Origin of the sequence: Arthrobacter sp. S39 (assembly GCF_004320525.1) — a bacterium.
In the GTDB taxonomy this organism is placed as follows: domain Bacteria; phylum Actinomycetota; class Actinomycetes; order Actinomycetales; family Micrococcaceae; genus Arthrobacter.
On record NZ_SIHX01000008.1, the window covers coordinates 139,642 to 163,011 of the forward strand.

The 23,370-nt window shown below is 60.8% G+C and carries 26 protein-coding genes; 15 read left to right on the forward strand and 11 right to left on the reverse strand.

Going from position 1 to position 23,370, the window contains the following annotated elements:
* Positions 1-38: 38 nt before the first annotated feature.
* The 8 genes from EYS21_RS16590 to EYS21_RS16625 all read left to right on the forward strand — a co-directional run bounded on the left by EYS21_RS16590 (position 39) and on the right by EYS21_RS16625 (position 6,192).
* Positions 39-704: an RraA family protein gene (locus tag EYS21_RS16590; protein WP_131134342.1), complete on the forward strand. Its 666-nt coding sequence runs from the start codon at positions 39-41 to the stop codon at positions 702-704.
* Positions 704-1,369 (forward strand): RraA family protein, encoded by a 666-nt coding sequence (locus EYS21_RS16595; protein ID WP_131134343.1) that lies wholly within the window; start codon positions 704-706, stop codon positions 1,367-1,369. Before EYS21_RS16590 ends, EYS21_RS16595 begins: the two co-directional genes overlap by 1 nt.
* The gene (locus EYS21_RS16600) at positions 1,366-1,956 is read left to right on the forward strand and encodes an RraA family protein (RefSeq protein ID WP_131134344.1); all 591 of its coding nucleotides are present in this window, start codon (positions 1,366-1,368) and stop codon (positions 1,954-1,956) included. Before EYS21_RS16595 ends, EYS21_RS16600 begins: the two co-directional genes overlap by 4 nt.
* 12 nt (positions 1,957-1,968) lie before the next feature.
* Entirely contained in the window at positions 1,969-3,126 is a 1,158-nt protein-coding gene (locus tag EYS21_RS16605; protein WP_131134345.1) for a pyridoxal phosphate-dependent aminotransferase, read from the forward strand.
* Positions 3,123-3,479: a DNA-directed RNA polymerase subunit alpha C-terminal domain-containing protein gene (locus tag EYS21_RS16610; RefSeq protein WP_131134346.1), complete on the forward strand. Its 357-nt coding sequence runs from the start codon at positions 3,123-3,125 to the stop codon at positions 3,477-3,479. The genes EYS21_RS16605 and EYS21_RS16610 overlap by 4 nt, the downstream gene beginning before the upstream one ends.
* A complete protein-coding gene (locus EYS21_RS16615; protein ID WP_242633457.1) occupies positions 3,457-4,275 on the forward strand; it encodes an alpha/beta hydrolase in 819 nt (272 codons plus the stop codon). Before EYS21_RS16610 ends, EYS21_RS16615 begins: the two co-directional genes overlap by 23 nt.
* Positions 4,272-4,535, forward strand: coding sequence for a hypothetical protein (locus tag EYS21_RS16620; protein ID WP_131134348.1), 264 nt, complete (start codon positions 4,272-4,274; stop codon positions 4,533-4,535). The genes EYS21_RS16615 and EYS21_RS16620 overlap by 4 nt, the downstream gene beginning before the upstream one ends.
* 82 nt (positions 4,536-4,617) lie before the next feature.
* Entirely contained in the window at positions 4,618-6,192 is a 1,575-nt protein-coding gene (locus tag EYS21_RS16625) for an amino acid permease (protein ID WP_131134349.1), read from the forward strand.
* 245 nt (positions 6,193-6,437) lie between these two features.
* Here EYS21_RS16625 and EYS21_RS23775 read toward each other — a convergent pair whose 3' ends face one another.
* The 4 genes from EYS21_RS23775 to EYS21_RS16640 all read right to left on the reverse strand — a co-directional run bounded on the left by EYS21_RS23775 (position 6,438) and on the right by EYS21_RS16640 (position 8,519).
* Positions 6,438-6,698, reverse strand: coding sequence for an FCD domain-containing protein (locus EYS21_RS23775; protein WP_242633465.1), 261 nt, complete (start codon positions 6,696-6,698; stop codon positions 6,438-6,440).
* Positions 6,602-7,078, reverse strand: a complete 477-nt coding sequence (locus EYS21_RS16630) for a GntR family transcriptional regulator (RefSeq protein WP_242633458.1) — start codon at positions 7,076-7,078, stop codon at positions 6,602-6,604. Before EYS21_RS16630 ends, EYS21_RS23775 begins: the two co-directional genes overlap by 97 nt.
* Before the next feature lie 16 nt (positions 7,079-7,094).
* On the reverse strand, positions 7,095-7,736 hold the full coding sequence (locus tag EYS21_RS16635) for a GntR family transcriptional regulator (RefSeq protein ID WP_131134350.1): 642 nt from the start codon (positions 7,734-7,736) through the stop codon (positions 7,095-7,097).
* Positions 7,737-7,835: 99 nt separating this feature from the next.
* Positions 7,836-8,519: a DUF2848 domain-containing protein gene (locus EYS21_RS16640; protein ID WP_131134351.1), complete on the reverse strand. Its 684-nt coding sequence runs from the start codon at positions 8,517-8,519 to the stop codon at positions 7,836-7,838.
* Positions 8,520-8,716: 197 nt separating this feature from the next.
* Between EYS21_RS16640 and EYS21_RS16645 the strand changes: the two genes are divergently transcribed.
* Positions 8,717-10,036, forward strand: coding sequence for an MFS transporter (locus tag EYS21_RS16645; RefSeq protein WP_207307797.1), 1,320 nt, complete (start codon positions 8,717-8,719; stop codon positions 10,034-10,036).
* Positions 10,037-10,089: 53 nt separating this feature from the next.
* Positions 10,090-10,908: a carbon-nitrogen hydrolase family protein gene (locus EYS21_RS16650; protein WP_131134352.1), complete on the forward strand. Its 819-nt coding sequence runs from the start codon at positions 10,090-10,092 to the stop codon at positions 10,906-10,908.
* A gap of 158 nt (positions 10,909-11,066) precedes the next feature.
* Here EYS21_RS16650 and EYS21_RS16655 read toward each other — a convergent pair whose 3' ends face one another.
* Complete coding sequence (locus tag EYS21_RS16655) at positions 11,067-12,098, reverse strand: DUF4192 domain-containing protein (RefSeq protein WP_131134353.1); 1,032 nt, start codon at positions 12,096-12,098, stop codon at positions 11,067-11,069.
* Between the two features lie 444 nt (positions 12,099-12,542).
* On the opposite strand from EYS21_RS16655, the gene EYS21_RS16660 reads away from it, so the two are divergent.
* Complete coding sequence (locus tag EYS21_RS16660) at positions 12,543-12,749, forward strand: ribbon-helix-helix protein, CopG family (protein ID WP_242633459.1); 207 nt, start codon at positions 12,543-12,545, stop codon at positions 12,747-12,749.
* On the forward strand, positions 12,746-13,114 hold the full coding sequence (locus EYS21_RS16665; protein WP_131134354.1) for a Fic family protein: 369 nt from the start codon (positions 12,746-12,748) through the stop codon (positions 13,112-13,114). The genes EYS21_RS16660 and EYS21_RS16665 overlap by 4 nt, the downstream gene beginning before the upstream one ends.
* Positions 13,115-14,114: 1,000 nt before the next feature.
* On the opposite strand, the gene EYS21_RS16670 is transcribed toward EYS21_RS16665, so the two are convergent.
* The 6 genes from EYS21_RS16670 to EYS21_RS16700 all read right to left on the reverse strand — a co-directional run bounded on the left by EYS21_RS16670 (position 14,115) and on the right by EYS21_RS16700 (position 19,223).
* Positions 14,115-14,462, reverse strand: a complete 348-nt coding sequence (locus EYS21_RS16670) for a DUF202 domain-containing protein (protein WP_131134355.1) — start codon at positions 14,460-14,462, stop codon at positions 14,115-14,117.
* A 9-nt stretch (positions 14,463-14,471) separates the two neighbouring features.
* Positions 14,472-14,867 carry a DUF202 domain-containing protein gene (locus EYS21_RS16675; protein ID WP_242633460.1) on the reverse strand — a complete coding sequence of 132 codons (396 nt, stop codon included), beginning with the start codon at positions 14,865-14,867 and terminating at the stop codon, positions 14,472-14,474.
* A 27-nt stretch (positions 14,868-14,894) separates the two neighbouring features.
* On the reverse strand, positions 14,895-15,887 hold the full coding sequence (locus EYS21_RS16680) for a formylglycine-generating enzyme family protein (protein WP_242633461.1): 993 nt from the start codon (positions 15,885-15,887) through the stop codon (positions 14,895-14,897).
* A gap of 64 nt (positions 15,888-15,951) precedes the next feature.
* Positions 15,952-16,398, reverse strand: a complete 447-nt coding sequence (locus tag EYS21_RS16685) for a helix-turn-helix transcriptional regulator (RefSeq protein ID WP_131134357.1) — start codon at positions 16,396-16,398, stop codon at positions 15,952-15,954.
* Positions 16,399-16,793: 395 nt separating this feature from the next.
* On the reverse strand, positions 16,794-18,287 hold the full coding sequence (locus EYS21_RS16695) for an arylsulfatase (protein ID WP_165478336.1): 1,494 nt from the start codon (positions 18,285-18,287) through the stop codon (positions 16,794-16,796).
* A 201-nt stretch (positions 18,288-18,488) separates the two neighbouring features.
* The gene (locus tag EYS21_RS16700; protein WP_131134360.1) at positions 18,489-19,223 is read right to left on the reverse strand and encodes a GntR family transcriptional regulator; all 735 of its coding nucleotides are present in this window, start codon (positions 19,221-19,223) and stop codon (positions 18,489-18,491) included.
* A 517-nt stretch (positions 19,224-19,740) separates the two neighbouring features.
* Here EYS21_RS16700 and EYS21_RS16705 point away from each other — a divergent pair.
* The 3 genes from EYS21_RS16705 (at position 19,741) to EYS21_RS16715 (ending at position 23,368) form a co-directional block, all read left to right on the forward strand.
* Positions 19,741-20,688, forward strand: coding sequence for an ABC transporter ATP-binding protein (locus EYS21_RS16705; RefSeq protein WP_347559569.1), 948 nt, complete (start codon positions 19,741-19,743; stop codon positions 20,686-20,688).
* Complete coding sequence (locus tag EYS21_RS16710) at positions 20,685-21,740, forward strand: dipeptide ABC transporter ATP-binding protein (RefSeq protein ID WP_131134362.1); 1,056 nt, start codon at positions 20,685-20,687, stop codon at positions 21,738-21,740. The genes EYS21_RS16705 and EYS21_RS16710 overlap by 4 nt, the downstream gene beginning before the upstream one ends.
* Positions 21,741-21,808: 68 nt before the next feature.
* A complete protein-coding gene (locus EYS21_RS16715; protein WP_131134363.1) occupies positions 21,809-23,368 on the forward strand; it encodes an ABC transporter substrate-binding protein in 1,560 nt (519 codons plus the stop codon).
* Positions 23,369-23,370: the final 2 nt, after the last annotated feature.

A 23,370-nucleotide genomic window follows, 5' to 3' on the forward strand; every position in this document is an offset into this window, starting at 1 on the left:
ACCTTCACTATATCCATCTGAGGCGGTCTACTGGAAGCATGACTTCCCAAACAACTCTCTTGGAGCACTACTCAACGCTGGATTCAGCTGCTGTGTCCGATGCCCTCGACGCCTTGGGCCTGCCCCCGGGACAGGCAGGTTTCCTGCCCGTCTGGGGAACCCCAAAGATCGTCGGATTCGCTGTCACCGTTCAGCTGGAGCCTTACGTTCCGGGCCCTTCCGGTGCGCACATCGGCGCAACGGCCGTCTCGGCAGCCAATGACACCAACGTCATCGTCGTCGCCAATGACGGCCGCACCGACGTCTCCTGCTGGGGAGGGCTCCTCAGCCTCGGCGCAGCCCTGAACGGAGTCCGCGGCGCCGTCGCCGACGGCGCATCACGCGACGTTCACGAGGCCAGGGAGATGGGCTTCCCCGTCTTCGCCAAAGGCCGCATCCCGGCCACCGCCCGCGGCCGACTCCAGCAACGCTCCACCGGCGAACCCGTCCAACTGGGCGAGGTGACCGTCACCCCCGGCGACCTTGTTCTCGCGGACGAAACCGGCGTCGTAGTCGTCCCCGCCTCCCACATAGACGAGGTTCTCGAACGCGCCCAAGGCGTGGTCGCACGGGAGCAAGCCATCGCCGCCGACCTGCGGGCCGGCGTCGCACTTCACGAAGCCATGCGCGACGCGCGCCTGGCAGGAACCACAGAGGAACACTGATGAACACCACCACAGAAACGTCCGTCACCGAACGCCTGTCAGCACTGCCGACAGCCTCCATCTCCGATGCCATGGACGCCCTCGGCCTACACGGGACCCTGCACGGATTGTCCCCGCTGACCTATGACTTCCGCGCCACCGGACCGGCTTTCACCGTCCAGTACGCACCGGCAGGCGAAACCCGCGGGAGCGTCGGAGACTTCCTGGATGACGTACCGGCCGGATCAGTCATTGTCATCGACAATGAAGGACGCACCGATGTCACCGTCTGGGGCGGCATCATGACCGAGGTAGCCGCCGAACGCGGCATCGCCGGGACCGTCATCAACGGCGTGTGCCGGGACATCTCCACATCGCTGCAGCAGAACTACCCGTTGTTCAGCCGCGGTAAGTTCATGCGCACCGGCAAGGACCGTGTGCAGCTGGTCGCCGTACAGACCGAGGTGACCATCAACGATGTCACCATCTCACCGGCGGACATCATCTGTGCCGATGCGGACGGGGCGCTCTCTGTACCCAGCGCCCGCGCTGAAGAGGTCGCCGACCTGGCCGAAAAGATTGAAGAAACCGAAACCCGGATTGTCGCCTCAGTCAAGGCCGGTGCCACCTTGGTCCAGGCCCGCAAAGACCTCGGCTACCACGACCTTCAGTGGGGTAACAAGTGACCAATGCAGCCCGCGGACACTCCTCCGCCACCCTTTATGAAGCCTCCAAACTGCCCTGTGCCTGCGATCCCGGACTCAAACCTGCCTGGCCCGGAGCCAAGGTCACCGGACCGGCGTTCACCGTCCGCGGCGTCGGCGGCGACAACCTCGCCCTGCACCACGCAGTCCTGAACGCACCGGCCGGCAGCGTCCTCGTTGTCGACATGCAAGGTGCCGAACACGGACACTGGGGCGAAATCCTCGCCGCCGCAGCCCAGCATCGCGGCATCGCTGGACTGGTCATCGACGGCGGCGTCCGCGACGTCGACGAAATGGCGGAGATGGACTTCCCGGTCTTTGCCCGCAGCGTCACCGTCGTGGGTACCGCCAAGGACTACGCCGGGGACTTCTCCTCCCCGGTCCGCGTGGGCGGCCTGACCGTGCGCACCGGGGACCTTGTGGTCGGGGACTCCGATGGAGTGGTGGTCCTTCCTTGTGTTGCCGTCGATGCAGTCTTGGACAAGGCCGACCAGCGCGTCGCAGATGAGCAGCGCTTCCTCGGTGAAATCCGCGAAGGCAAAACCACTCTTGAGATTTACTCGCTCTAGACGGAAGAACCCATGACAGTCACGTCCTCTCCACAGTTTGGTGCTCCTGAACGGATCGCCGCTTCCAGCCGCCGCCCTGCCACCTTGGGCGCGGCGGCCCCGGGCACCATTTCACTCGCCATGGGGGAGCCCGACGCCGGCACCCCCACCGCGATTGTCGACAGTGCCGTCCGTTCCCTAGTTAAGGGACGGACCCGGTACTCGCCCATGACCGGAGCACCGGAACTGCGGGAGGTGCTCGCGCAGAAGATCTCTGCCGGGCACCCCCGCTCCACCACAGCGAGCGAGGTGGTACTCACGCATGGTGGCAGTGCGGGGCTTGCCGCGGCCATGCTCGCCCTGGTCCAACCGGGGGAACGGGTACTGATCCCGGAACCGACCTACTCCCTCTACGCCGACCACGCCGCCATGGTCGGAGCAGAAGTGGTGTGGATCCCAGCCCTTCCGGGCGGTTCCCTTGACCTAGAGACCCTCCGCCAAGAAGCCGCGACGGCCCGAATGATCATCCTGTGCAACCCAGGCAACCCCACCGGACGCGTTTATCCGGCCGCTGACCTGGCTGGGGTCGGAGAGATCCTGGCGGATCACCCTGACCTGCTGCTGCTCTCTGACGAAGCGTACGGCAGCATTGTCTTCGACCAGCTTCCGTTCGTTTCAGCCTTGGACTTGGCGGAGGTTTCCGCCCAGGTGGTCTACTGCAGCACCCTGTCCAAGACTTATGCCATGACCGGGTGGCGGCTCGGTTTCGTCGTGGCTCCTGTTTCCATTGCGAACAAGATCAACCTGATCCACCGCACCATCAACGGACCGTTGAACACCTTCGTTCAGGATGCTGCCCTGACAGCCTTGGAAATACCGGACGAGGACCTCCAGACCGTGACGGCTTCCTACCAGGAGCGGCGCGACATGGTGATCAAGGCGCTCAACGGAATTCCCGGCGTCGAAATCCTCTCGCCCCAAGGTGCCTTCTACGCATTCCCCCGAATCACGACGACGTTGGGGTCGGACGAAATGGTGGCCCGTTTTGCCGAAGCCGGTGTCCTGGTGCGTTCGGGAAGCGAGTTCGGGCCCTCCGGAGAAGGACATGTGAGGCTCTCGTTTGCCACCGACGCAGCGAGCCTGGATGAAGGCCTTCGCCGCTTCGCTGCAGCTGTCCGGGACTTCCCGTGACAGGCAACACCGGGCTGACCACCGCCGTATCCAGCCTCGGTTTGCCGTCACGGGCCGAGAACGCCTTGGTCCGCCACGGGATACGGACCGTCGAAGTGCTGACCACCTGGTCCCGCAACGAGCTGTTGACCCAGGTGGTCGGTCTTGGCGACGGGTCCTTGGATCTCATCGAAGCCGTCCTCGCGCTAAGGGGCCGCCGTTTGGCTGCCGACGACGCCGGTCGCCGATACCACCAACCACATGCGGGCACCAACCAAAGACACGTCAAGAACCACCACGCCTGGGCCGCCCCGGCGCTCTCAGCCGCCAACACCCTGAATGGAGATTTCCTTGCCTGGCCTAACCAAGCTTGAGCCTTTCACCCTTCCCCTAGACCTCGACGGAGTCCGCGTTGAAGTTGCCGGCATGTACCGCGCGGGTACCGGCATCCCAATTGTCTTCCTCCACGGCTTCGGCTCCACCAAAGAGGACTATGCCGACGTCATCCAACAGGTAGAGCTAGCCGACCGCCCGATCCTGGCCTACGACGCCCCCGGGTGCGGTGCAACCTCCTGCTCGGACCTGAACGCTATCTCCGTGCATTTTCTTGTCGCCGTCGCGAAAGAAGTCCTTGCCTCCCAAGGCATCGAGCGCTTTCATCTGGTAGGTCACTCCATGGGCGGGCTGACGGCACTGCTGCTCGCAGATCAAGACCCAGCCCGCGTTGTGAGTTTCTCGGACATCGAGGGCAACGTGGCCCCGGAAGACTGTTTCCTGAGCCGACAGATCATCAGCCACTCACATCCCGACCCGGAGGGATTCTTCAAGGACTTCCAGGAACGCGTGTGGAAATCCCGGTTCTACTCCAGCAGCCTTTACGCGGCGAGCCTTCCCCACAAAGTTCGCCCCGGAGCGGTCCGGCCGATCTTCGAATCCATGGTGGATTTGTCCGACCATGGCGGCCTCATGGACCGATTCCTGGCCCTGCCGTTTCCCCGCATGTACATGTACGGCGTTCAGAACAACACCCTGAGCTATCTGCCACTGCTGGCCGAAAAGGGCATCGAACTGGCCGAAGTCCCGCGCAGCGGACACTTTCCCATGTACTCGAACGCCACCGAAATGTGGGACCGCCTCACAGCGTTCTTCCTCAGCAGCGAGCAGGCATGAAACGACGGGACACGCCCCAATTCATCCGGTACGACGATTGGACGGCCCTGATCGGCGGACACGTACAAATCCGCAAGCCCGGGGAACCCGTTCACTCCGGGATCGTCGATCACGCCATGGCCGATTCATCCGCGCTCTGGCTAAGAAGCAACGGGGTCCAGCCCCGGCGGGCCTTCGTCCGCAAGGAAGGCTACGAGGTCTGGATCAGTCCCCGCGACCTGCAGTTCCGCCCGAACCCCGCGGCCAACGCCAGCATCTAGCCCTTAGGCCACCAGCCCGGAGCTCCGGGCAGCCTATTGTCAGCCGCACGACGACGTGCGGTTCGTTCCCATGGAGAAAAATATGCATATACCCGCACACGACCCCGCGGATGAACTGGAAAACGAACGCGAGCGGACCGGCGATTTTGCCTCAGCCGTCCGGGACTTCTCCAGCGAAGAACACGGCTATCACAAGTCACTGAAGCCGCGACAGATCCAAATGATTGCCATCGGCGGAGCCATTGGTACCGGTCTGTTTATGGGCGCTGGCGCCCGGCTGAACGGCAGCGGGCCGGCTCTGGTGCTGGTTTATGGCGTCTGCGGCTTCTTCGGCTTCCTGATCCTCCGGGCACTGGGCGAACTGGTCCTTCACCGACCGTCCTCCGGGTCCTTTGTCTCTTACGCCCGTGAGTTCTACGGCGAAAAGATGGCTTACGCGGCCGGGTGGCTCTACTTTCTCAACTGGGCCATGACATCTATCGTCGATGTCACTGCAGCTGCCCTGTACCTGAAATTCTGGGCACCCTATTGGCCGCCGTTGCAGGAAGCGCCCCAGTGGTTATTGGCCCTGATCGCCCTGGTGGTGGTGCTGTCCCTGAACCTGGTTTCGGTGAAGCTCTTCGGCGAGATGGAGTTCTGGTTCGCGCTGGTCAAAGTCATAGCCCTGGTCACCTTCCTCGTCGTCGGCGTCGTCTTCCTCCTCAGCGGTGCCGCCACCGATGTCGGCCCCACAGGTTTGGTCCTGTTCGCAGACAACGGCGGGTTCTTCCCGAACGGCGGCATCGCCCCGCTCCTGGCCGCCAGCGGGGTCATCTTCGCCTACGCCGGCATCGAGCTGATCGGCACGGCCGCCGGTGAAACCAAGGAACCAGCCAAAGTCATGCCCAGGGCGATCAACAGTGTCGTCTTCCGGATCGCTGTGTTCTACGTCGGGTCCATCTTGCTGCTTTCCCTGCTTTTGCCGTTCACTGCTTACAAGGGCGGTGAGTCACCGTTTGTCACGTTCTTCTCGCACCTCGGCGACCCGCAAGCGGGTGCAACGGCCGCATCCATCATGAACTTCGTGGTGCTGACCTCGGCCCTGTCCAGCTTAAACGCAGGCCTCTACTCCACCGGCCGAATCCTGCGATCCATGGCCGTCAATGGATCCGCGCCACGATTCTCGGGCCGGATGAACAGCAAAGGTGTTCCGTACGGCGGCATCCTGTTCACCACGGTGGTGGCCCTGCTTGGCATCGGACTTAACGCCCTCGTACCATCACAAGCCTTCGAGATCGTCCTGGAGATCTCAGCGCTCGGAATCATCGGCTGCTGGGCCACCATCATCCTGTGCCAGATGAAACTGCACAGGCTCTCGCGGTCCGGCCTGATTACGCGCCCAACCTTCCGTTTGTTTGGGGCACCGTATACCTCTTACCTGACCTTGGCGTTCCTGCTCTTCGTGCTCGTCTCCATGGGCTTTTCCGATACAGGCCGCTGGGTCCTGGCCTCGCTGCTGGTGCTGATTCCGCTGTTGATCGGCGGGTGGTTTGCTGCGCGTGAGGGAATAGCCGCTGCGGCCAAGGAACGGGAAGGCTACACCGGGAGCCTTCCCGTGCTCGCTAACCGTCCAGCGATTGATCAAGGCCGGGCACCAGCGGGAAACAGTACGTCATGACACCGCGCTATCCAGGAGCTGCCGCCGTTCCCGCCCTCGTTCTGACGGGCCATCATGCTCCTGTCAGTGGGTGGTGGCGGCCCGACGGCGAGACAGTCCCGTTCCGTTACGTACGGAAGGGTGACCTCATGCCGGGGGTTCGGGGGAGCAGCGTCAACTGGAAACTGGAGTTGCAGACCAGCGAGGCTTCCTCGCAGCATCCCCTCGGCTGAGTGTTCTCCAGGGGAGGTTCTATTGCCGCCGCATCAGTACCCGATGGTGGCTCGCCGGGTAGCTTCCAGATGCGAGTCGATGGCGGCGTAGGTGGCGGTCAGGTTCGCCCCGCCCAGGCTGTTCACGATGGTTTGATGCTCGGACAGAACTTCGTCCGTTCGGCTACCGCCTTTGCGGATGGCCTGGATCCCGATTCTTAGCTGGCGCTGCCGCAAGGACGCGTAGAAATCGGAGAGAACCGGGTTGCCGGCTGACCTGACGATGGTGTTGTGAAACTCCGTATCCAGCTCAATGAACCTGCCGGATCGGAGGCGGCAAGGCGCTGCTGGTCGACGATGCCTTGGAGAACATCCAGGGTTGCCTGATCGAAGTGCCCTCGTGCGTCGACAGCCCAGCATTCCACCACGGAGCGGGCCTGGAGGTTAGCCCGGACCTCTTGGTCCGTGATGGGTGGAACGTACGCGCCCTTGTGGGGGACACGCCTGATGAATCCCTCGGCTTCAAGGCGTAGCAGGGCTTCCCGGACCGGTGTCCGGGAAGTGCCTGTGGCTTTGGCCAGCGTGGCCTCGTTCAGGAATGTCTCCTCGTCCCGGGGCAGCCCGGCAATGAACCCGGTGATCCATTGATACGCAATTTCGGGTGCTGTGAGCCCGGGAGGGGAGGACTGGTCCATGGGAACCTTTCGTGGGTCAGATTTCCGAGAGACCCGATGCGGTGGTTCGAATGTGGCTGCGAAGTGCTGCCTTGGCCAGTTCGGGATCTCCGGATTCCAGCCCGTCGACGATGGCCTGGTGTTCTGCGATGACGGCGGCCTGCCGGGCGGGGGTATTCATGAGTGCCCGGATGCCAATGCGGATGTGCCGGGCGCGAAGGTCCGTGTACGACTTGGTCATGAGGGAGTTTCCGACGGCCCTGACCAAGGCGATGTGGAATTCACTGTCCCAGTCAACGAACTCGCGTTCGTGGCCGGCGTCGGAGCTTTCCAGCTGGTGCTTCAGCGCCAGCTTCATCGCGTCGAGCGGGGCGGTGCCGCGTTCCATCACAACTTCGGCGGCGTTGGTTTCCAGTACTGTCCTGAACTCAAGGGCCTCGCTGATCTCCTGTCGGGTGACCGGCGGGATGAACGCTCCGTGGCGTGGAACCAGCTGCAGCAGCCCTTCGGAGGCCAGGAGAAGAAAAGCCTCCCGGACGGGCGTGCGGGAGGTTCCTCCGACTTTTTCGGCCACCTGTTCCTCGGTGAGGAAGCTGCCGTGGTAGGCGCCGTCCGGGAGGATGGTGTCGCGGATGTAGTCGTAAACTCTGTCGCGGTTGGACTGGCTTGGCGTCTGCATAGTCAAAGTATACTCTCCGCATACATTCGGGGTGGACCGGCTGGCAGTAGCGGCGGGGGCGTGCCGCCAGATGGAGCCCGCCCCGCCGCCACCGGAAAGTCAGCCGATCGGGGTGGCCATCGGCACTACATCGTAGGCGAGGCTGATGGTCCGGCCCAGGACTGGATCGGTCAGTTCCGCCCGCCAGCCATCGGCAAACTGGTTTACGCCCTCCACCATGTTGACGGTGCCCGAAATAAGCACAGTGCCGGGGTTGAGCAAATCCCGGTCCTTGAGTACGCCGACCCAGTGCGCCGGTGGGAGCAAGTCGCCAAGCGTGGCCTTCTGGATCTGCTCTTCCACTCCGTTGTTGGTAACCCATGCGGTCAGCGTCAGGTCATCTATGTGGTCCTCCACCTCGCTCAACAGCCAGGCGTCCTTCGCCAGAACGTCCGGAGAGGCGTTCTTGGACCAGGCGATTCCGTGGACCTCAAGCTCGCGATCGGTGTGGTCACACGCGAGGGTCAGGAGAATCCGCCCATCCGTGGCAACGACTATGGCCCACTCCACTTCGCCGGACGTCTTGCCGTGCTGGACCGGAACGACACTCGCCTGCTGAGCCAGGTAGGGCGAGACCGGGTACATGGTCGGGGTGACCGTGGGGGCCGGGACGCCCAGCAGTGCGAGCTCCTCGACATGGGCGCGGACGTGTTCCTGGTGGCGGCCTGCATACCCGCCGTTCAGGAGGTGGACGACGTCGACATCGAGGGATTCACCACTGGGGAGAGTGAACTGCAAGGACATGAGGACTCCTTCAAACAATTGATTTGGCTGGGTATTGCTGCGATCTGCATCACAGTATAGTGTGAGTATACACAGCCCATACGCTTCTGTATACGTAACCCATACGCTTGTGGGATCGGCAAAGAAGCAGCTTGTGACAGGACATTCGCCCTTCCGGCGCTCTGTCGTTCAAGGCACTCTTATTCAGGAGGCATCTCGTGACTGAACAGATATCCACTTCGCAACAAAAAACTCCGGCAAGGCCCGGCCAAGGCAAAAGGGGCTTCATTGTCGCCCTGACCGGGACAAGCCTGGAGTGGTACGACTTCGCGATCTACTCGGCAGCCTCGGCCCTGGTTTTCGGCCAGGTCTTCTTCCACTCCGATGACCCCCTCGCCGGCACGCTGGCAGCTTTTGCCACCTACGCCGTCGGCTATGTCGCCAGGCCCCTGGGCGGCATCCTCTTCGGGCGACTAGGTGACCGAATCGGCCGTAAGAAAGTCCTCGTCTGGACTCTTCTCCTCATTGGCATCGCCACCTTCGCGGTAGGTCTGCTGCCGGGGTATGACACCATCGGCGTCGCCGCACCCATCGCCCTTGTCTTCCTCCGGCTATGCCAAGGAGTCGGCGTCGGCGGTGAATGGGCAGGAGCAGTCCTCATCTCAAGCGAACACGGAGATCCCGGGAAGCGGGGCCTGTTCGGTTCAGCAGCCCAGATCGGCCCGCCCCTTGGCAACCTGCTCGCCAACGGCGCCTTGGCGCTCCTCGCGCTGCTACCCAAGGAGGACTTCCTGTCCTGGGGATGGCGCGTTGCCTTCCTGTTCTCCGCGGTGCTGGTTGTGGTTGGCCTGGTGATCCGGTTCAAAATTGAAGAAACCCCTGTCTTCGAAGCCATCAAAGAACAAGGCCTCACCCCGAAATCACCGTTGGCTGAGGTGTTCCGGACCGAACGCCGGGCCTTGCTGGCGGCCACCATGTCCCGGATTGCGCCCGACGTGATGTACGCGCTTTCAACCGTCTTCATACTTACGTATGCCACTCGTCAGTTCGGACTCCAGCCGGGGCAGGCACTCCTGGCCGTCGTGATTGGCTCCGCTTTCCAGGTCTTCATGGTTCCGGCCGCCGGACACCTCTCCGACCGAATGAACAGGCGACTTGTTACCGCCATCGGCGCAGCCTGCTCGATCGCGTTTCCGTTCATCTTCTTCCCGCTCATGAGCATCGGCTTCATCGGAGTAGTGCTGGCCGTGATCTTCGGTCTGCTCTGCAACTCCCTCATGTACGGACCCCAGGCTGCTCTCGTCTCGGAACAGTTCAGCCCGCGGCTCCGTTACGCAGGCAGCTCGCTCGCTTACACCATCGGCGGCGTCTTCGGCGGCGCCATCGCACCGCTCCTGTTTACCTGGCTGCTGGGGACGTACGGGACCTGGCTGCCCCTGGCCCTGTACATCGTGGTCGTCTCCGTCATCACCCTGGTCGGAGTGAGCCTCGCGAAGAACCCCGATTCCCGGGAGATCGTTGGACACTCGATCTACTGACCTGCCAGCTCCGCACTTGATTCGCACCACCTTCATTCAGAAAAGGAACACCCATGTCTTCTGCAAGCCTGTCCATCTCCGTGCAGCAGTTCGCCACCACCGTTGATCCAGCACGAAACCTTGAGCTCGTCCTCGACGCAGTTCGCCGCGGCGCGGAAACCGGCGCCCGAATCGTTGTGCTCCCCGAAGCTTCGCTGGTTCGATTCGGCGCAGCCCCCGCTGCCCACGCCGAATCCATTGACGGGCCCTGGGCTTCTGCTGTTCAGCAACTCGCCAGGGACCTCGGCGTTATTGTCCTGGTTGGAACCTTCCAGCCCGCGGCCGACGGACGCGTCCGTAACACCATCCTTGTCACAGGCGAAAACATCCACGCCGGATACGACAAAATCCACCTCTACGACGCCTACGGGTTCTCTGAATCAGCCGACGTGGAACCCGGAAACGAGCCCTTCACCTTTGAAGTGGACGGCGTCACGGTAGGCGTAGCCACCTGCTACGACGTCCGCTTCCCCGAGCTCTTCCGCGAACTGGCCGACCGCGGTGCCCAAGTAATCATCGTCACCGCCCACTGGGGCGCCGGCGAGGGCAAGATCGACGCGTGGCGTCTGCTTAACCAAGCACGCGCCATCGACTCAACCACCTGGGTCGTAGCCTGCGACCAAGCGGATGCATCCACCGCCGGCATCGAGGAACCCTCCGGCCCCCGCTTCGGCGTAGGCCACAGCCTCGTCGTCTCCCCGATGGGAGTCGTCCTGCAAGAACTCGATGAAAAAGTCGGCCAACTGGATGTCACCGTAGACGTCGCGGCCGTGGAGAAGGCACGTCAGGTCATCCCGGTTCTCGCCAACCGTCGATTGAGGGTCGCGGTCTAACCTGCACCCCCGGGGGTCCCAACGCCACACACCGCGACTACGAGTAAAGCGACTGTTGTGCGTTGGGGCCTTCTCTCGTTGGGCATCAAGCCAAGAGGGGCCGCCACTGAATTATGGCTCAGTATTCAGTGGATATTTCCGCCAGAAGAACGGCCTTGCTATGGCATCTCGAAGTGGGTTTTGTAGGCAGTGTCTTTGTTGGTGTTCCACCCGGCGATGATGCCAGCTCCGAGCATTTGGTCGGTGAGCCTGGCGAAGCGGTAACCGGGGTCGGTGTCAAGTGCTAGTTGCATGTATTGGTGTGCTTTGGAACCTCGACCTTCCCACCAATTGATGTAGCCGATGGTAGTGAGGATAGGTGCTGCGTGTTGCGGGCTGGTTCTTGTGTAGGCGTGGAGGAGGAGTTGTTGTGCCCACTCGACGCGTGACCATTGTGGTGCTGTCTCGGTTTGGGCGAAGAGGATGTGTTGGGCTGGTTCGTTGATGCCTGGGATATCTGCCATGAGCCGGTCCCGGATGTGCGGGAACTGGAAGTAAGCGATCAACGAGGCGCAGTCCTCGTCGTCGGGGAAGTCATTGCTATCGAGTATGCCCGTCCAGAACTGGCTGGCCTGCATTGCGGCCCGGTGAGGTGCCTGGCCGCGGATAGTGGTCATGCAGTTTTCGACGGCAATGGCGTGGTCTGCTTCTTGAGCCGGTGCCGGGAGGACTATTCGGTTGGTGGGTTCGATGGTGCTGCCGCGGTAAATGAATTCGGCGTTGACTCGGCTGTACTCGGTGGTGCTTATCGGCAGGCTGATGTCTTGGCCGGGTTCAGTGTCGTAGGGGGAGTAGGCGTCATCGCTGACGAAGATTCCGTCGCGGATGGTGATGCCGTTTTCGGCGAGGACTCCCGTGAGCGCTGCGATAGTGGCCGCGTGGGGCTTGGGTTGGCCTGGTTGGCAGCGCTGGGAGGTGTAGAGGGCGAACACGATGCTGCTCGCGCTGGTGTCACTGGTGAGGTAGCTGCTGACGGTGCGGGCGTAGGGGAGTTCAGTTCCGGGGTATCGCGGGAGGTCGATGCGGAGTGTGGCGCCGACCTTGCCTTTGTCCAGAGTGATGCAGACCAGGCTCTCTTGGGGCCAAAACCCTAGGGTGTGCCCGATGAAGCTGAGCAGGTCTGCTGGGTCTTTGATGGTGAGCGCATTCATTGTCCTTTTCCTTTGTGCGTGTGTTGTGGCCGTTGAGATAGGGGACCTGTGCGGTGGTAGGGGGCTGGAGTGCAACTCGGGGGACCTGGGCAGCCCCGGAAAGTTCGGAGGGGGCCAAGCGGCGTAAAAGCGCCGAACTAAGTTTCCAGATCGGCGCTCGAATGTCAGCTCCTGGTGGCGCGGAGGCCCCATCCAGCGATGAGCGGCGTATCAGAATGACAAACAGCGTTGTTGCTTCTGGTTATTCATGGGCAGGCCGAGGTGGGGCGTCATGACGTGTGCCGCCCAAGTCTTCGGCATGTGGCATCGATTGGCGGAATCGCTGTGCCGGAACCAGCCAGGGTACTACTTCCCGTCCGACATATGCGCCGTTATCGGTTTTACTTCCCTTGGTGGATCTCTTAGCCGGGGCCGCTCGAGGTACCGTTTTGGTACCATTGGTTCATGGCTATGAATCTGCGTGTTCCTGAGGACCTTGATCGTCGGCTGGAGAAGTTGGCTGCCGAGGAACACACGTCCAAGTCCGCACTCCTGTTGCAGGGGGCCGAGTTGGTTTTGCAGCGCCATGCGCGCCGGCGCGAGATCAGTGAGGGCCTTGATTTTGTCATGAGTCACGACGCTGATTTGCTCACTCGCCTTGAGGACGCGTGACCGTTTACCTGGACATTGAAGACGCGCTCCAAGTTATTGATCGGTATGGCTTCCACATCCGCGACGTCGGCTTGTTGGCCTCGGCATTGGCCAGGCCGGCGACAACCGTAATGGGCGCGGAAGCTTATCCCGAACTAGCGGTGAAGGCAGCTGCTTTACTTGAGTCGGTCGCGCGGTTCCATCCACTACTTGATGGGAACAAACGGACTGCCTGGACACTTATGGTGCTGCTGTTATGGATCAACGGCTATCGCCATGACTTCACAACTGACGGGGGCTTCGGACTAGTGGTGGGCGTCGCCGCTGGGGACGTTGAACTACGGGATTCGGCCGCCGTGATTTCGAATCATCTGGTGCCACGCTGAACGTCGGAAAAAGAGCTGTGGACAATGTCCACAGATTCCGTCCCGGACTGGCCCGTACAGCCGCCGGACTGGCCCGGATTCCGGACGTTTCCGCCACTTCCCAGTGTTCCCAAGGCTTGGAATCGCGTTCGAGTCCCACCTCGGGCACAGCATACCCCCTCGTCAGAGGGGTTTTTGCTTTTAAGTGTGTACAAAGCTGGACAAATGCCTCTGCCTCACGGCCCCGGGATGGTGCCTGGCCGCCGGGTGCGGCCTGTTTAGTTTGGTGGGGGAACGGGTTCAGCGTCCTGGCTGGTGGGCGCTCCGCTGGTTCTCAGTCGGTGTCACGCGGATTCCTCCTTCGGTTCTGTCTGGTAGGTCTGGGGTGGCCTACACCTCTTCGTGGGGTGGGGGATTTGGTACGGCATGACTTCGAGAGACTTCTGTTTCGACGGTCCGTGCCATGGGATTTCCGTCCCATCGCGGCGCCGACGGGGGGTTTGTCCGGCCAAAGGGGGTGTGTACATTGTGCACACCCAAGTCTGTTTGTTTCTGACCACGGTCTGCTCACTTTCTTGCCTTCACTTGTTCATCCCGCGTGCCGTCATCGGCGACATGACTTGCCGTCCGAAGCCCTGCTGCGTTGGCGCTCCGTCTCATCTCCTCTGAGCAACTGCATTCCAAGGAAGAGGGGGCGTTAGCAAGTCTTTGTTGGCTTAAGTTGCTGAAATTGTCAGGTTGCGGCCTATGACTGCGGGTTTCTGCGATGAGACATCGGCGATTTAAGCCCTAGCATGACGAAAATCCTCGCCGGATCTGACGTCAGGTTGGGGTGTGGTTGGCCAGACACGTTCGCGTCTTTCCAATGACCTGTTGAACCCGGCTAGCACGAGATGCACGCACGCAGTCAAGGCGGCCACCAGAAGCCACTCCGGTATGTATCCGAACCAGGTCACTTGCCGTGCAACTGATTCGTGTCTCAGGCGGATGTTGTTGTGAAGCCTAACTGTCGGTGTCCCGTTCACGGGGCGAAAGGACTGAACAAGACAGCGCAGATTCCGAGTAATGAAAGGATAATGACGCAGGCCGCCAAGGCAGTGACAGTGGCGGCGTGGGGTTGCACGATGCCTTCATGGATGCCTTCGATGGCCCGTTGTAATCGTCGTTTCCGTCCCAGTCCGATTGCCACCGTGGCGATTGTGGCGGTTGCTGTCAGGCATCCGGCGAACCAGCCGTGTTGGGGAAGCCAGCGTAGAAAGACGGCGGCCGACGCCATCATTGAGAGCATTGTCCGGTTCCACGCGAGGTCAGTTCGTTCAGGTTGCAGGCCGGGATCGTCGTGGCTCGGGGGGATGGAGTCGGTGGTCAATGATCCCTTCTAGCGAATCGCCGCGAACGTGATCATGCCTGCGGCTACGCCGGCGCCACCCAGCGCTAAAAGGGGGGTGATAAGAGGTAGCGGCAAAGGTGCCTTCCGACGCATTGCGCGCTCGACGTTCAGCCATCTGAACAGGGACCCGGCACTGATCAGCAGTGCCATCGTGAGCAGAACGATGGAGAGGGTCTTCCGCAACTCCGGGGCAAACAGCCCGGACATGAATGCTTCGACCGCGGCACCGCCAGCGAGCAGGGCCAGTGATGTTCGGATCCATGCCAGGAAGGTTCGTTCGTTGGCTAACGTGAAACGGGGGTCAGGTTCCGCGCCACCCTTAAGGAGCCAAGAAGAGAAGCGTGCTCTTTTTTGGAAGGGCTGGTCGGTGGGTTCGTTGTTCACAGTTGAGGCTTCCATTTGTTCGCCAGCTCAGGCCGGTGGTTCCAAAGGCAAGGCTACGGTCCGGAATCCGCAGTTACCGCTGGAGGAATCAGGAGTGTTTGAGCTCCGGGATGACACTCGGTATCTGTTGCAATACGAGTCGTGGCACAGATAGGAACCACCGCGCATCACGCGTCCTGCGCCGATGGTTGGTCCTTGAGGATTTGTCGCAGCCGAGCTCTGGTAGTAGCCCGGCAAGAACCAATCGGCGCACCATTCCCAGACGTTCCCGGCGACGTCGTAGAGCCCATACCCGTTGGCGGGGAAGGATTTGACGGGTGATGTCCCGGTAAATCCGTCCTCGGTGGTGTTTTCGATGGGGAAGGTGCCCTGCCAGATATTGCAGAGGTGTTCACCTGAGGGGCCGTGGAGGTCGTTCCCCCAGGCGTAGCGTTGGCCCACCAGGCCTCCTCTTGCTGCGTATTCCCATTCAGCCTCGGTCGGAAGACGTCGTCCTGCCCAGCGGCAATAGGCCAGGGAGTCGTTGTGTGAGGTGTGTACAACGGGGTGATCCGCTACGTGCTTCCAGTGTGATGCGGGCCCGGCCGGGTGGGCCCAGTCAGCCCCCTGGATGTTTAGCCACCAGGGAGCGCCGGAGGCAAAGCCAAGAATGCTGGAACGCGGCGCACGTTTGAGGAGGTGGAAAACGGCCGAGGATCCGAAAATTTCGGCATCCGTGCGGTATCCCGTATCGGCCACAAATTCGGCAAACATGGTGTTGGTGACGGCGGTGGAATCGATGCTGAAGGCATCTATGTGAACTGCGTGTACTGGCCTTTCTCCGTCGCTCGAATAGCCCTCATCAAAGGCATCGCCCATCAGGAAGGTTCCAGCGGGGATGCGCACTTGTGGCGGACGCTCTGCAAATCGGCCGGCCGCTCCGGCAAGGGGCGGTTGTCCAGCGGTCAGTGTTGCGTTCTTGCGGGACGGGGCGCAGCAGCTTTTTCCTACGGACTGCGATCCGGATCCGGTCACCATCATGGTTCCTCCATGCACTGATATGAAATGTCTCCGCCGGTAGTAGCGATGAGATGCTCCGGCGCTTCTAACTGGAAAAATTCGCAGACGTCGTTGGCTGGTCAAGGGAGTGGATGATTGACGGTTTGAAGATGTGTGGCGCGGACCTACGCTGCTGGTTGCCCGCTGGTTCCGGCATGCCCGGTGCAGGGCCCTTTGAAGCCGTTCGCTTTTCGATGAGGCAGCGCAAAAGTTCATCATCGATGATCGTTTCTTCGGTGTTGTAATTTCGAACGGCGGCGTCGATCCGGCCTGCAGCTGTCTCCAGCAATCGGTAGCGGGTGTGAATACCCTCAGCGCTGGCCGCGACAAGCCCGTGGCTGCGCATTCTTGTCAGATCGTTGGATACGTGACCCTGTGTACAGTGAAGCAGCCGAGCCAGTTCGGTCGGGGTGAGAAGTCCATGTTCCTCCAGGAGTAAAGCAATTTTTAGGCGGTTCTTACCGCTAAGGACTGGCATGACAGTTGGTTTCATGCGCTTTGGCCCCAGAGACTGCAGTTATTCACAGAAGCCATGAGGGCGGGCCTTTCACTAAGAACGAGGTATCCACGTCTGATTTTCCTTTCCAAGGTGCGGTCATCAGGCTAGGTAGGTTCCAGATCCCTGCTTGCGACGCACGAGATGGTTGTCTTCCAAGCGTTGGAAGGCATGACGGACTGTTCCGAGTGAGACTCCCAGTTCCCGTGCGAGTGACCGCTCGGTCTTGAGCTTGTCACGATGGTTCAGGTGGTTCAGCTGTATCTCTGCGGAGGTAGCCTCGGCGATTTGAAAGTACAACGGCACCGGTGAATACTTGTGGACTCTGATCTTCAGGTCCTGGGCTTCTTTGGCCGGCGTCAGGCATCCTGTTCGTGGTGCTGGCGCGCTCATCATGACTGTGGACTGGATCTGGATGGGGCGATTTTGCGCTTGGGAGCAATGTACCGAAGAGATTCCAGCTCCCTGCCCAGCACCTGTGCCACTTCGGGTTGGTCCGAGTGTTTGTTATCGCGTTGCGAGATATCTTCGGTCAGGTTGTAAAGGGCGGCTTCGCTGTCATCCTCCGGGTAGCCGCGTTCTGTACGGAACCATTCAGGTTCCGGATTTTCTGAACAGGGCGGCGAGTCGATGAAGACCCATTTGTCCTTCCGGATGGAGAACTTACCGTTACGGGAGTGACCGACAAGTGAGCCCCGCAACGGCTGGTCAGCTTTGCCTTCCAACAGGGGCAGCATGGAGATGCTGTCCCGGCCGGCTGAGGAAGGCAGAGGGGCGTGGAGTATGTCGGCGCACGTGGCCATAAGGTCCATGAGGCTGACCAGCTCACTGCATACCGTGTTGCCCGGAATTGTGCCTGGCCATGAGGCAATGAAGGGGACACGGTGGCCTCCTTCCCAGACGTCATGCTTGATCCCCCTGAGATCTCCCATGCTGTAATGCGCGGTGCGCCGGGCGCGTTCGAAAGCCCCTTCATCGTCCTTGGTGCCCAGCTCAGGCCCGTTGTCGCTGGTGAAGATGAGCAGTGTGTCATCGGCCAGTCCTGAACGTTCCACCGCGTCCAGGACCTGACCAACGAGCCAGTCGATTTCGGAAACGAGGTCGCCGTAGGGGCCGATGCCGCTGCGGGCTCTGAATTCTGGCCCTGGGCTTACTGGGGAGTGGGGAGCGGTCAGGGAAAGGAAGAGGAAGAACGGGTTCGTTCCTATCGTGCTGGCGTCGCTGCTGTGTGACTCGACGTACTCCACGGTCCGCCGTGTGAACTCCGGAAGCATCGCTTCGTGGGACCAGTTTTCAACGGAGGGACCGATGTCACCGTAGATGGCGGCGGATTTGGGCCTCGTGGGCTGAGCAGTCAGCCGGTCGTCCTGGAACCACGAATAGGGCGGGTAATTTGGTACGTCTACACCGAAGTAGGTGTCGAAACCATGCTCAATGGGGCCCCCGGCGATCGGTGCGGAGAAGTCAATTTCTTTCCAGAATTCGTCCCGGCGCAGCTCAACTTCAGGGGTGTCGATTGCATAAGGCAAAACCTGGTTGGGGCTTCGACCTGTGGTTGTTGGCCAGTTCCAGCCAAGATGCCATTTGCCGATGCACGCCGTGTCGTAGCCCTGAGACTTCAGGAAACTGGGGACGGTGACTTCGCCATCCTCAAAAACGGGGCCGTCCCACCGGCAGATCACCCCGGACTTGAGGCGGGATCGCCAGTTATATTGGCCACTGAGCAGACTGTAGCGGCTGGGAGAGCAGACCGATGATGTTGCGTGGGCGTCGGTAAAGCGCATGCCCTGTGCTGCGAGTCGGTCAAGGTTGGGAGTGGGAATCTGTGATCGGTTGTTGAAGCACGACAGGTCTCCGTACCCCATATCGTCGGCGAGGATATACACAATGTTTGGTCCTGGCATTGGGCTTAACCTATCTGGCTGGAGCTGCGTTGCTCCTGATGGCTTGTTCGTCCAGTCCGAGCCGTTCATGGCACGCACTAGGGGGAGGCGGTACGTCCACTGGCTGGCCGTCCGCCGGTGGTTCCGGCCCTACGGGAGTGCTGCCCTCTTTTCAAGTGTGGGCAACGGTGACACCGGCACCAGCTAGTGCGAGGGTCTGCGGATAAGCCTGAACTTCATGACATCCGAACGGTTGTAGATCACACTATGCATAAAGGGCCGTTCCTCGTCTGTGAAGTTGAGCTGGGTTAGCTTCAGGAGCGGGGTGTCTGGCTTGATATCAAATACTGTTGCGAGTTCTTCGGAAGCGGGTACGACGTCCAGGTCACCGTCCTGAAGGAGCACAGGGCACCGGGCCTGTTCCTGGAGGAGGTGAATCATGTCCACGTCAATGTCTTTGAGTGGTTCAAGATCGAGAGCGACGCCGTTGACGCTAACGGGCAGCGTGTCAGTGATTTTTACTGCACGAATGCCGTCGACCGAGAAGACCCTTTCGACTTTCCACGCTTCTTCGCCGTCTTCCAGGGCAATCAGCGACGAGATGTCACGCGAAGGCACTGATCGGGTCAACACGAATTCGGCGATGGCTGGCTCGTGCCCGGATGCAAGGATCACGTCCCTGTGGGCTACGAGGTCGGAAAGACTCACCAGTACGGGCCCTCCTGTCTCGCGGATGAAGGTTCCGATGCCATGGCGTCGGACAACGATTCCCTCCTTCCATAGCAGTTGGAGTGCATCTCGAAGGGTTGTCCGGCTGACACCTAACTCGACGGCCAAGTCCTTTTCCCCTGGAAGCCTGTCTCCGGGGTGCAGGTCCTCGCCGATTCGCTGACGAAAGGAATCAGCGACCTGGGCGGCCAGGCTACGGCGCTCAAACATCGGTGAACTCCTTGGGGTACGTGTCGTTCAGGGGGCGGTCAACCGCATATGTGGAGAGCAGTGTTGCTCGTGCGCGTTCGTCCGTCATTCAGCACCGACCGGCAGTCCAAAGGTGGTGCCCGGCGCCGTCTCCTGTTGGTAAGGGGCTGCCCAAGCATAGTGACTGTTTCTCATAGCGATACTCCTTCGTTGCTCTGTCATCAGCAATTTATGTGAACTCTATCACAGGTTGGACCTCTAGAGGTCTAATGTGTTAGCTTGTGAATAGCAGCTGTGACGGCTGCCACAAAAACAGATGCGGCGATGCAACATGGACGATCACAGACGATCCCATGTAGGTGCCACCGGCCTCCGAAATTTGAACCCCGATAAAGCGCAGTTAATGTCGCGACCCGCCCACGAGCCAGCAGGCCGAAGCAGTAAAGGGATTGGAATCATAGTGAAACTTCTGGAGAGAGCCCCAATCGGGCTCCATTTCGACGACGCAGCGCCGTTGCTGGCTGTCGAGAGTCTCAGCGTGGACTTTCGCCTACGCAACAATGTTGCGCATGCACTGAGGAACGTAAGCTTCAGCCTCGAAGCGGGCGAGACGCTTGCCCTGCTGGGAGAATCCGGGTGCGGCAAGAGTGTCACGGCCAAAACCATCATGGGCATCCTGGACGTCCCGCCTGGCGAAGTAAAGTCAGGAAGCATCCGCTTCCGTGGTGTGGACCTGCTGAAACTGCCCGAAAGGAAGCGACGCTCCTTGCGCAGCACGAAGGTAGCGATGGTCTTCCAGGACGCGTTGTCCGCGCTGAACCCTGTCTTTACGGTGGGTTTTCAGCTCAGCGAGATGTTCACCGTTCACCGTGGAATGTCCCGCCATGACGCCCGCCTCAAGGCAGTCGAGATGCTCGAAGCTGTGCGGATTCCGGATGCCAAAAGTCGCTTGGATGACTACCCGCACCAGTTCTCGGGCGGTATGCGTCAACGTGTAGTTATTGCCATGGCTTTGGCGTTGGACCCCGAGGTCCTCATCGCGGATGAACCGACAACGGCTCTTGACGTTACAGTCCAAGCGCAGATCATGTCCTTACTCGATGACCTCCGGCGCGATCGAAATATGGGGCTGATCCTCATAACCCATGACATGGGCGTGGTGGCGGAGATAGCAGACCGGATTGCCGTGATGTACGCCGGTCAGATCGTCGAAAGCGCCGACGCTATCGATGTCTACCGCCAGCCCGCCCACCCGTATACGAAGGCCCTCCTGGAATCCATCCCGCGACTGGACGACAGAGGTACGGAACTGGCTGCGATCGGCGGGCTGCCACCTGATCTAAGTGGGCTACCCGCAGGTTGCTCGTTCGCGCCACGGTGCCGTTTCGCCCGCGAAGAATGCCGGTCAGACTCACCACCTCTTTACGACATTAGCTCTGAACGCAGCAGCCGCTGCCACTACTGGGAAGCGGTCGTGTCCTCATGAAAACGACCCATCCACACACCCTCGCCGACCACCAGGCCTTCCAGGATTCACCCGCAACGGTCCTGCGCACCTCGGGGCTCCAGATGCACTACCCGATACACACGGGAACGATCGTGAGGCGGCTGAGCCATTCAGTGAAAGCCGTCGACGGAATAGACCTGGAACTGCGGGAAGGCGAGACGCTCGGACTCGTCGGCGAGTCCGGCTGCGGAAAATCCACTCTTGCCCGGATGCTGATGGGCCTGGAGCATCCCACCGCAGGCAGCATCTCCGTCCTCGGCCACGAAATCGCCGGCCTCGGAGCGAAAGCGATGCGCCGGCACCGCCGGGACATCCAAATGGTCTTTCAGGACCCGTACACGTCCCTGAACCCCAAAATGACTGTCGGACAGATCGTTATTGAACCCTTTGAGATCCATTCCGATCTGGTGCCAGCAAAGGAACGACGGGCAAGGGTCCGGGAACTGCTGGAACTCGTGGGCATTAACCCGGACTACGCAAACCGGTACCCGCATCAATTCTCCGGCGGACAACGACAGCGGATTGGTATCGCACGGGCCTTGGCCCTGAATCCGAAAGTCCTCATCTGCGACGAGCCGGTCTCAGCCCTGGACGTCTCTGTCCAGGCACAGGTGATGAATCTGCTTGCCGAACTGAAAGACCGGCTTCAGATGTCGTACGTCTTCATCGCCCACGATTTGTCCGTTGTTCGGCACATCTCGGATCGGGTAGCGGTGATGTATCTGGGCAACATTGTTGAGATCGGCGACGCGGATCAGATTTACGAGCATCCCACCCACCCTTACACTCAGGCTCTACTTTCGGCCGTGCCCATTCCTGACCCAAGCGCACGCGGCAACAGGACCAGAATCATCCTCGAAGGTGACCCGCCCAGCCCTTCCAACCCGCCCTCGGGTTGCAAGTTCCGCACCCGTTGCTGGAAGGCGCAGGATATCTGCGCCGAGAAGGTCCCGGCGTTGATCCAACGTGACGACTCGCCGCATCCTTCGGCCTGTCATTTCGCAGCACCCCTGGCGACGCCGGTCATCTAATCCACCGTCGGCAGACGCCACCTCATCTCACCGACTAAATCTCACCGACTCAACGAGGAGTTTCAACCATGAAAGATTCGAACATCTTCCGCTCCGAGGCAGCTCTTTCCCGCCGCGGCTTCATCGGTTTCACGGCGACAGCCGGAACCCTTCTTGCCCTCACTGGATGCGGCCCCTCGGGGGGAGCCTCCACCGCCGGCAACAGCAATGCGCTCAAAAAGATCGTGATCGCAACCTCGGCGGACCCCCAGCCTCAGTTGGTCATGCAGGCCAACCAAACAAACTGCCCGTGGCAGCGACTGGTCTTCAACCACCTGACAGACCTTGATACCAGCGGAAAGCCCCAGCCAGTCCTGGCCCAAAGCTGGGAAACCAGCGCGGACGGACTGACAACGACGCTGAAGATCCGTCAGGGAGTCAAATTCCATGACGGCAGGGAAATGACCGGAGAGGACGTCGTCTTCTCGCTGAACCGGGCAAAGGAAGAAGCCGCCGGCTGCCAGTTGCGCTCGGTGGCCAATCTGATCCAGGAAGGTTCTGCTTCGGGGAACACCGTCACTCTCAAGCTAAGCAAGCCCACGAGCCAGCTGTTTGACCTGTTCCAACTCGTTCCAGTTGTGGACCAGAAAACACTGGACGGTCTTCAAGGCGGCAAGCAGGTCATCGGTACCGGGCCTTACAAGTGGAAGAGCTTCAGCCCGGGTGCCACCGTCCAGCTTGAGAAGAACCCCGATTACTGGGTCAGCGGCGCCCCGCACTTCGAAGCAGTCGAAATCGCCATCATCACCCAATCCCAGGCCCTGATCGCCGCCGCCCGGTCCAACCGGTCCCAAATTACCCAGGGCTTGAGTCCGTTGGATCTGTCCACCATCTCCGGCGGCGACGTCCAAACCCCGAACAGCGGAGGTATCGAAGCCTTCGTCGTCGGTTTGGATGCCAGCACGGCGCCGTTCAACAATCTCAAGGTTCGCAAGGCGATAGCCAAGGCCATCGACAGGAACCGCATCAACGATCAGGTATTCAAAGGCTCTGCTGAAGTCAGCAACCTATGGTGGGGAAAGGGAACCCCCGGTTGGGATGAGAAGACGGCAAATACCTACACGTACAAACCGGACGAAGCCAAGAAGGAGCTCGAGGCATTGGGTCTGGCGGGCACAGAGGTTCCATTCACGGTCAATTCCGGAGACCTCGTGGCCCGTGCCATCCTGGACATTGTCAGGAACAACTTCGAAGCAGCCGGCTTGAAGGCTACGCCAAATGTCATCGAAACCACAGACTTCGTCGCCCGCAACTCCAAGGGCGCCCTGGGCCCGATGTTCCTGCACCGGACAGGATTCGGAAGCCTTTCACCGGCAACGACTGCAACTGCAACAGCACATCTGCGTCCCAACGGCGGCACCCATTTCACAAGCCCGGAGTATGAACGGCTCATCTCCGCTGCCCAATCGGCCAACCAGGATAACGTCGCCGCCGCCAACGCTGCACTTGGGGCCTACATGGTGGACCAGGCCTTCAACCTCGCCCTTGTCCAGCGGGCACCGGCCCTGGCAGTCAATAAGTCCATCAAAGACTTCAAGACAACGAACGCGTTCCAGTACATCATCCTGGACCAGACAACGGCTGGGTAACG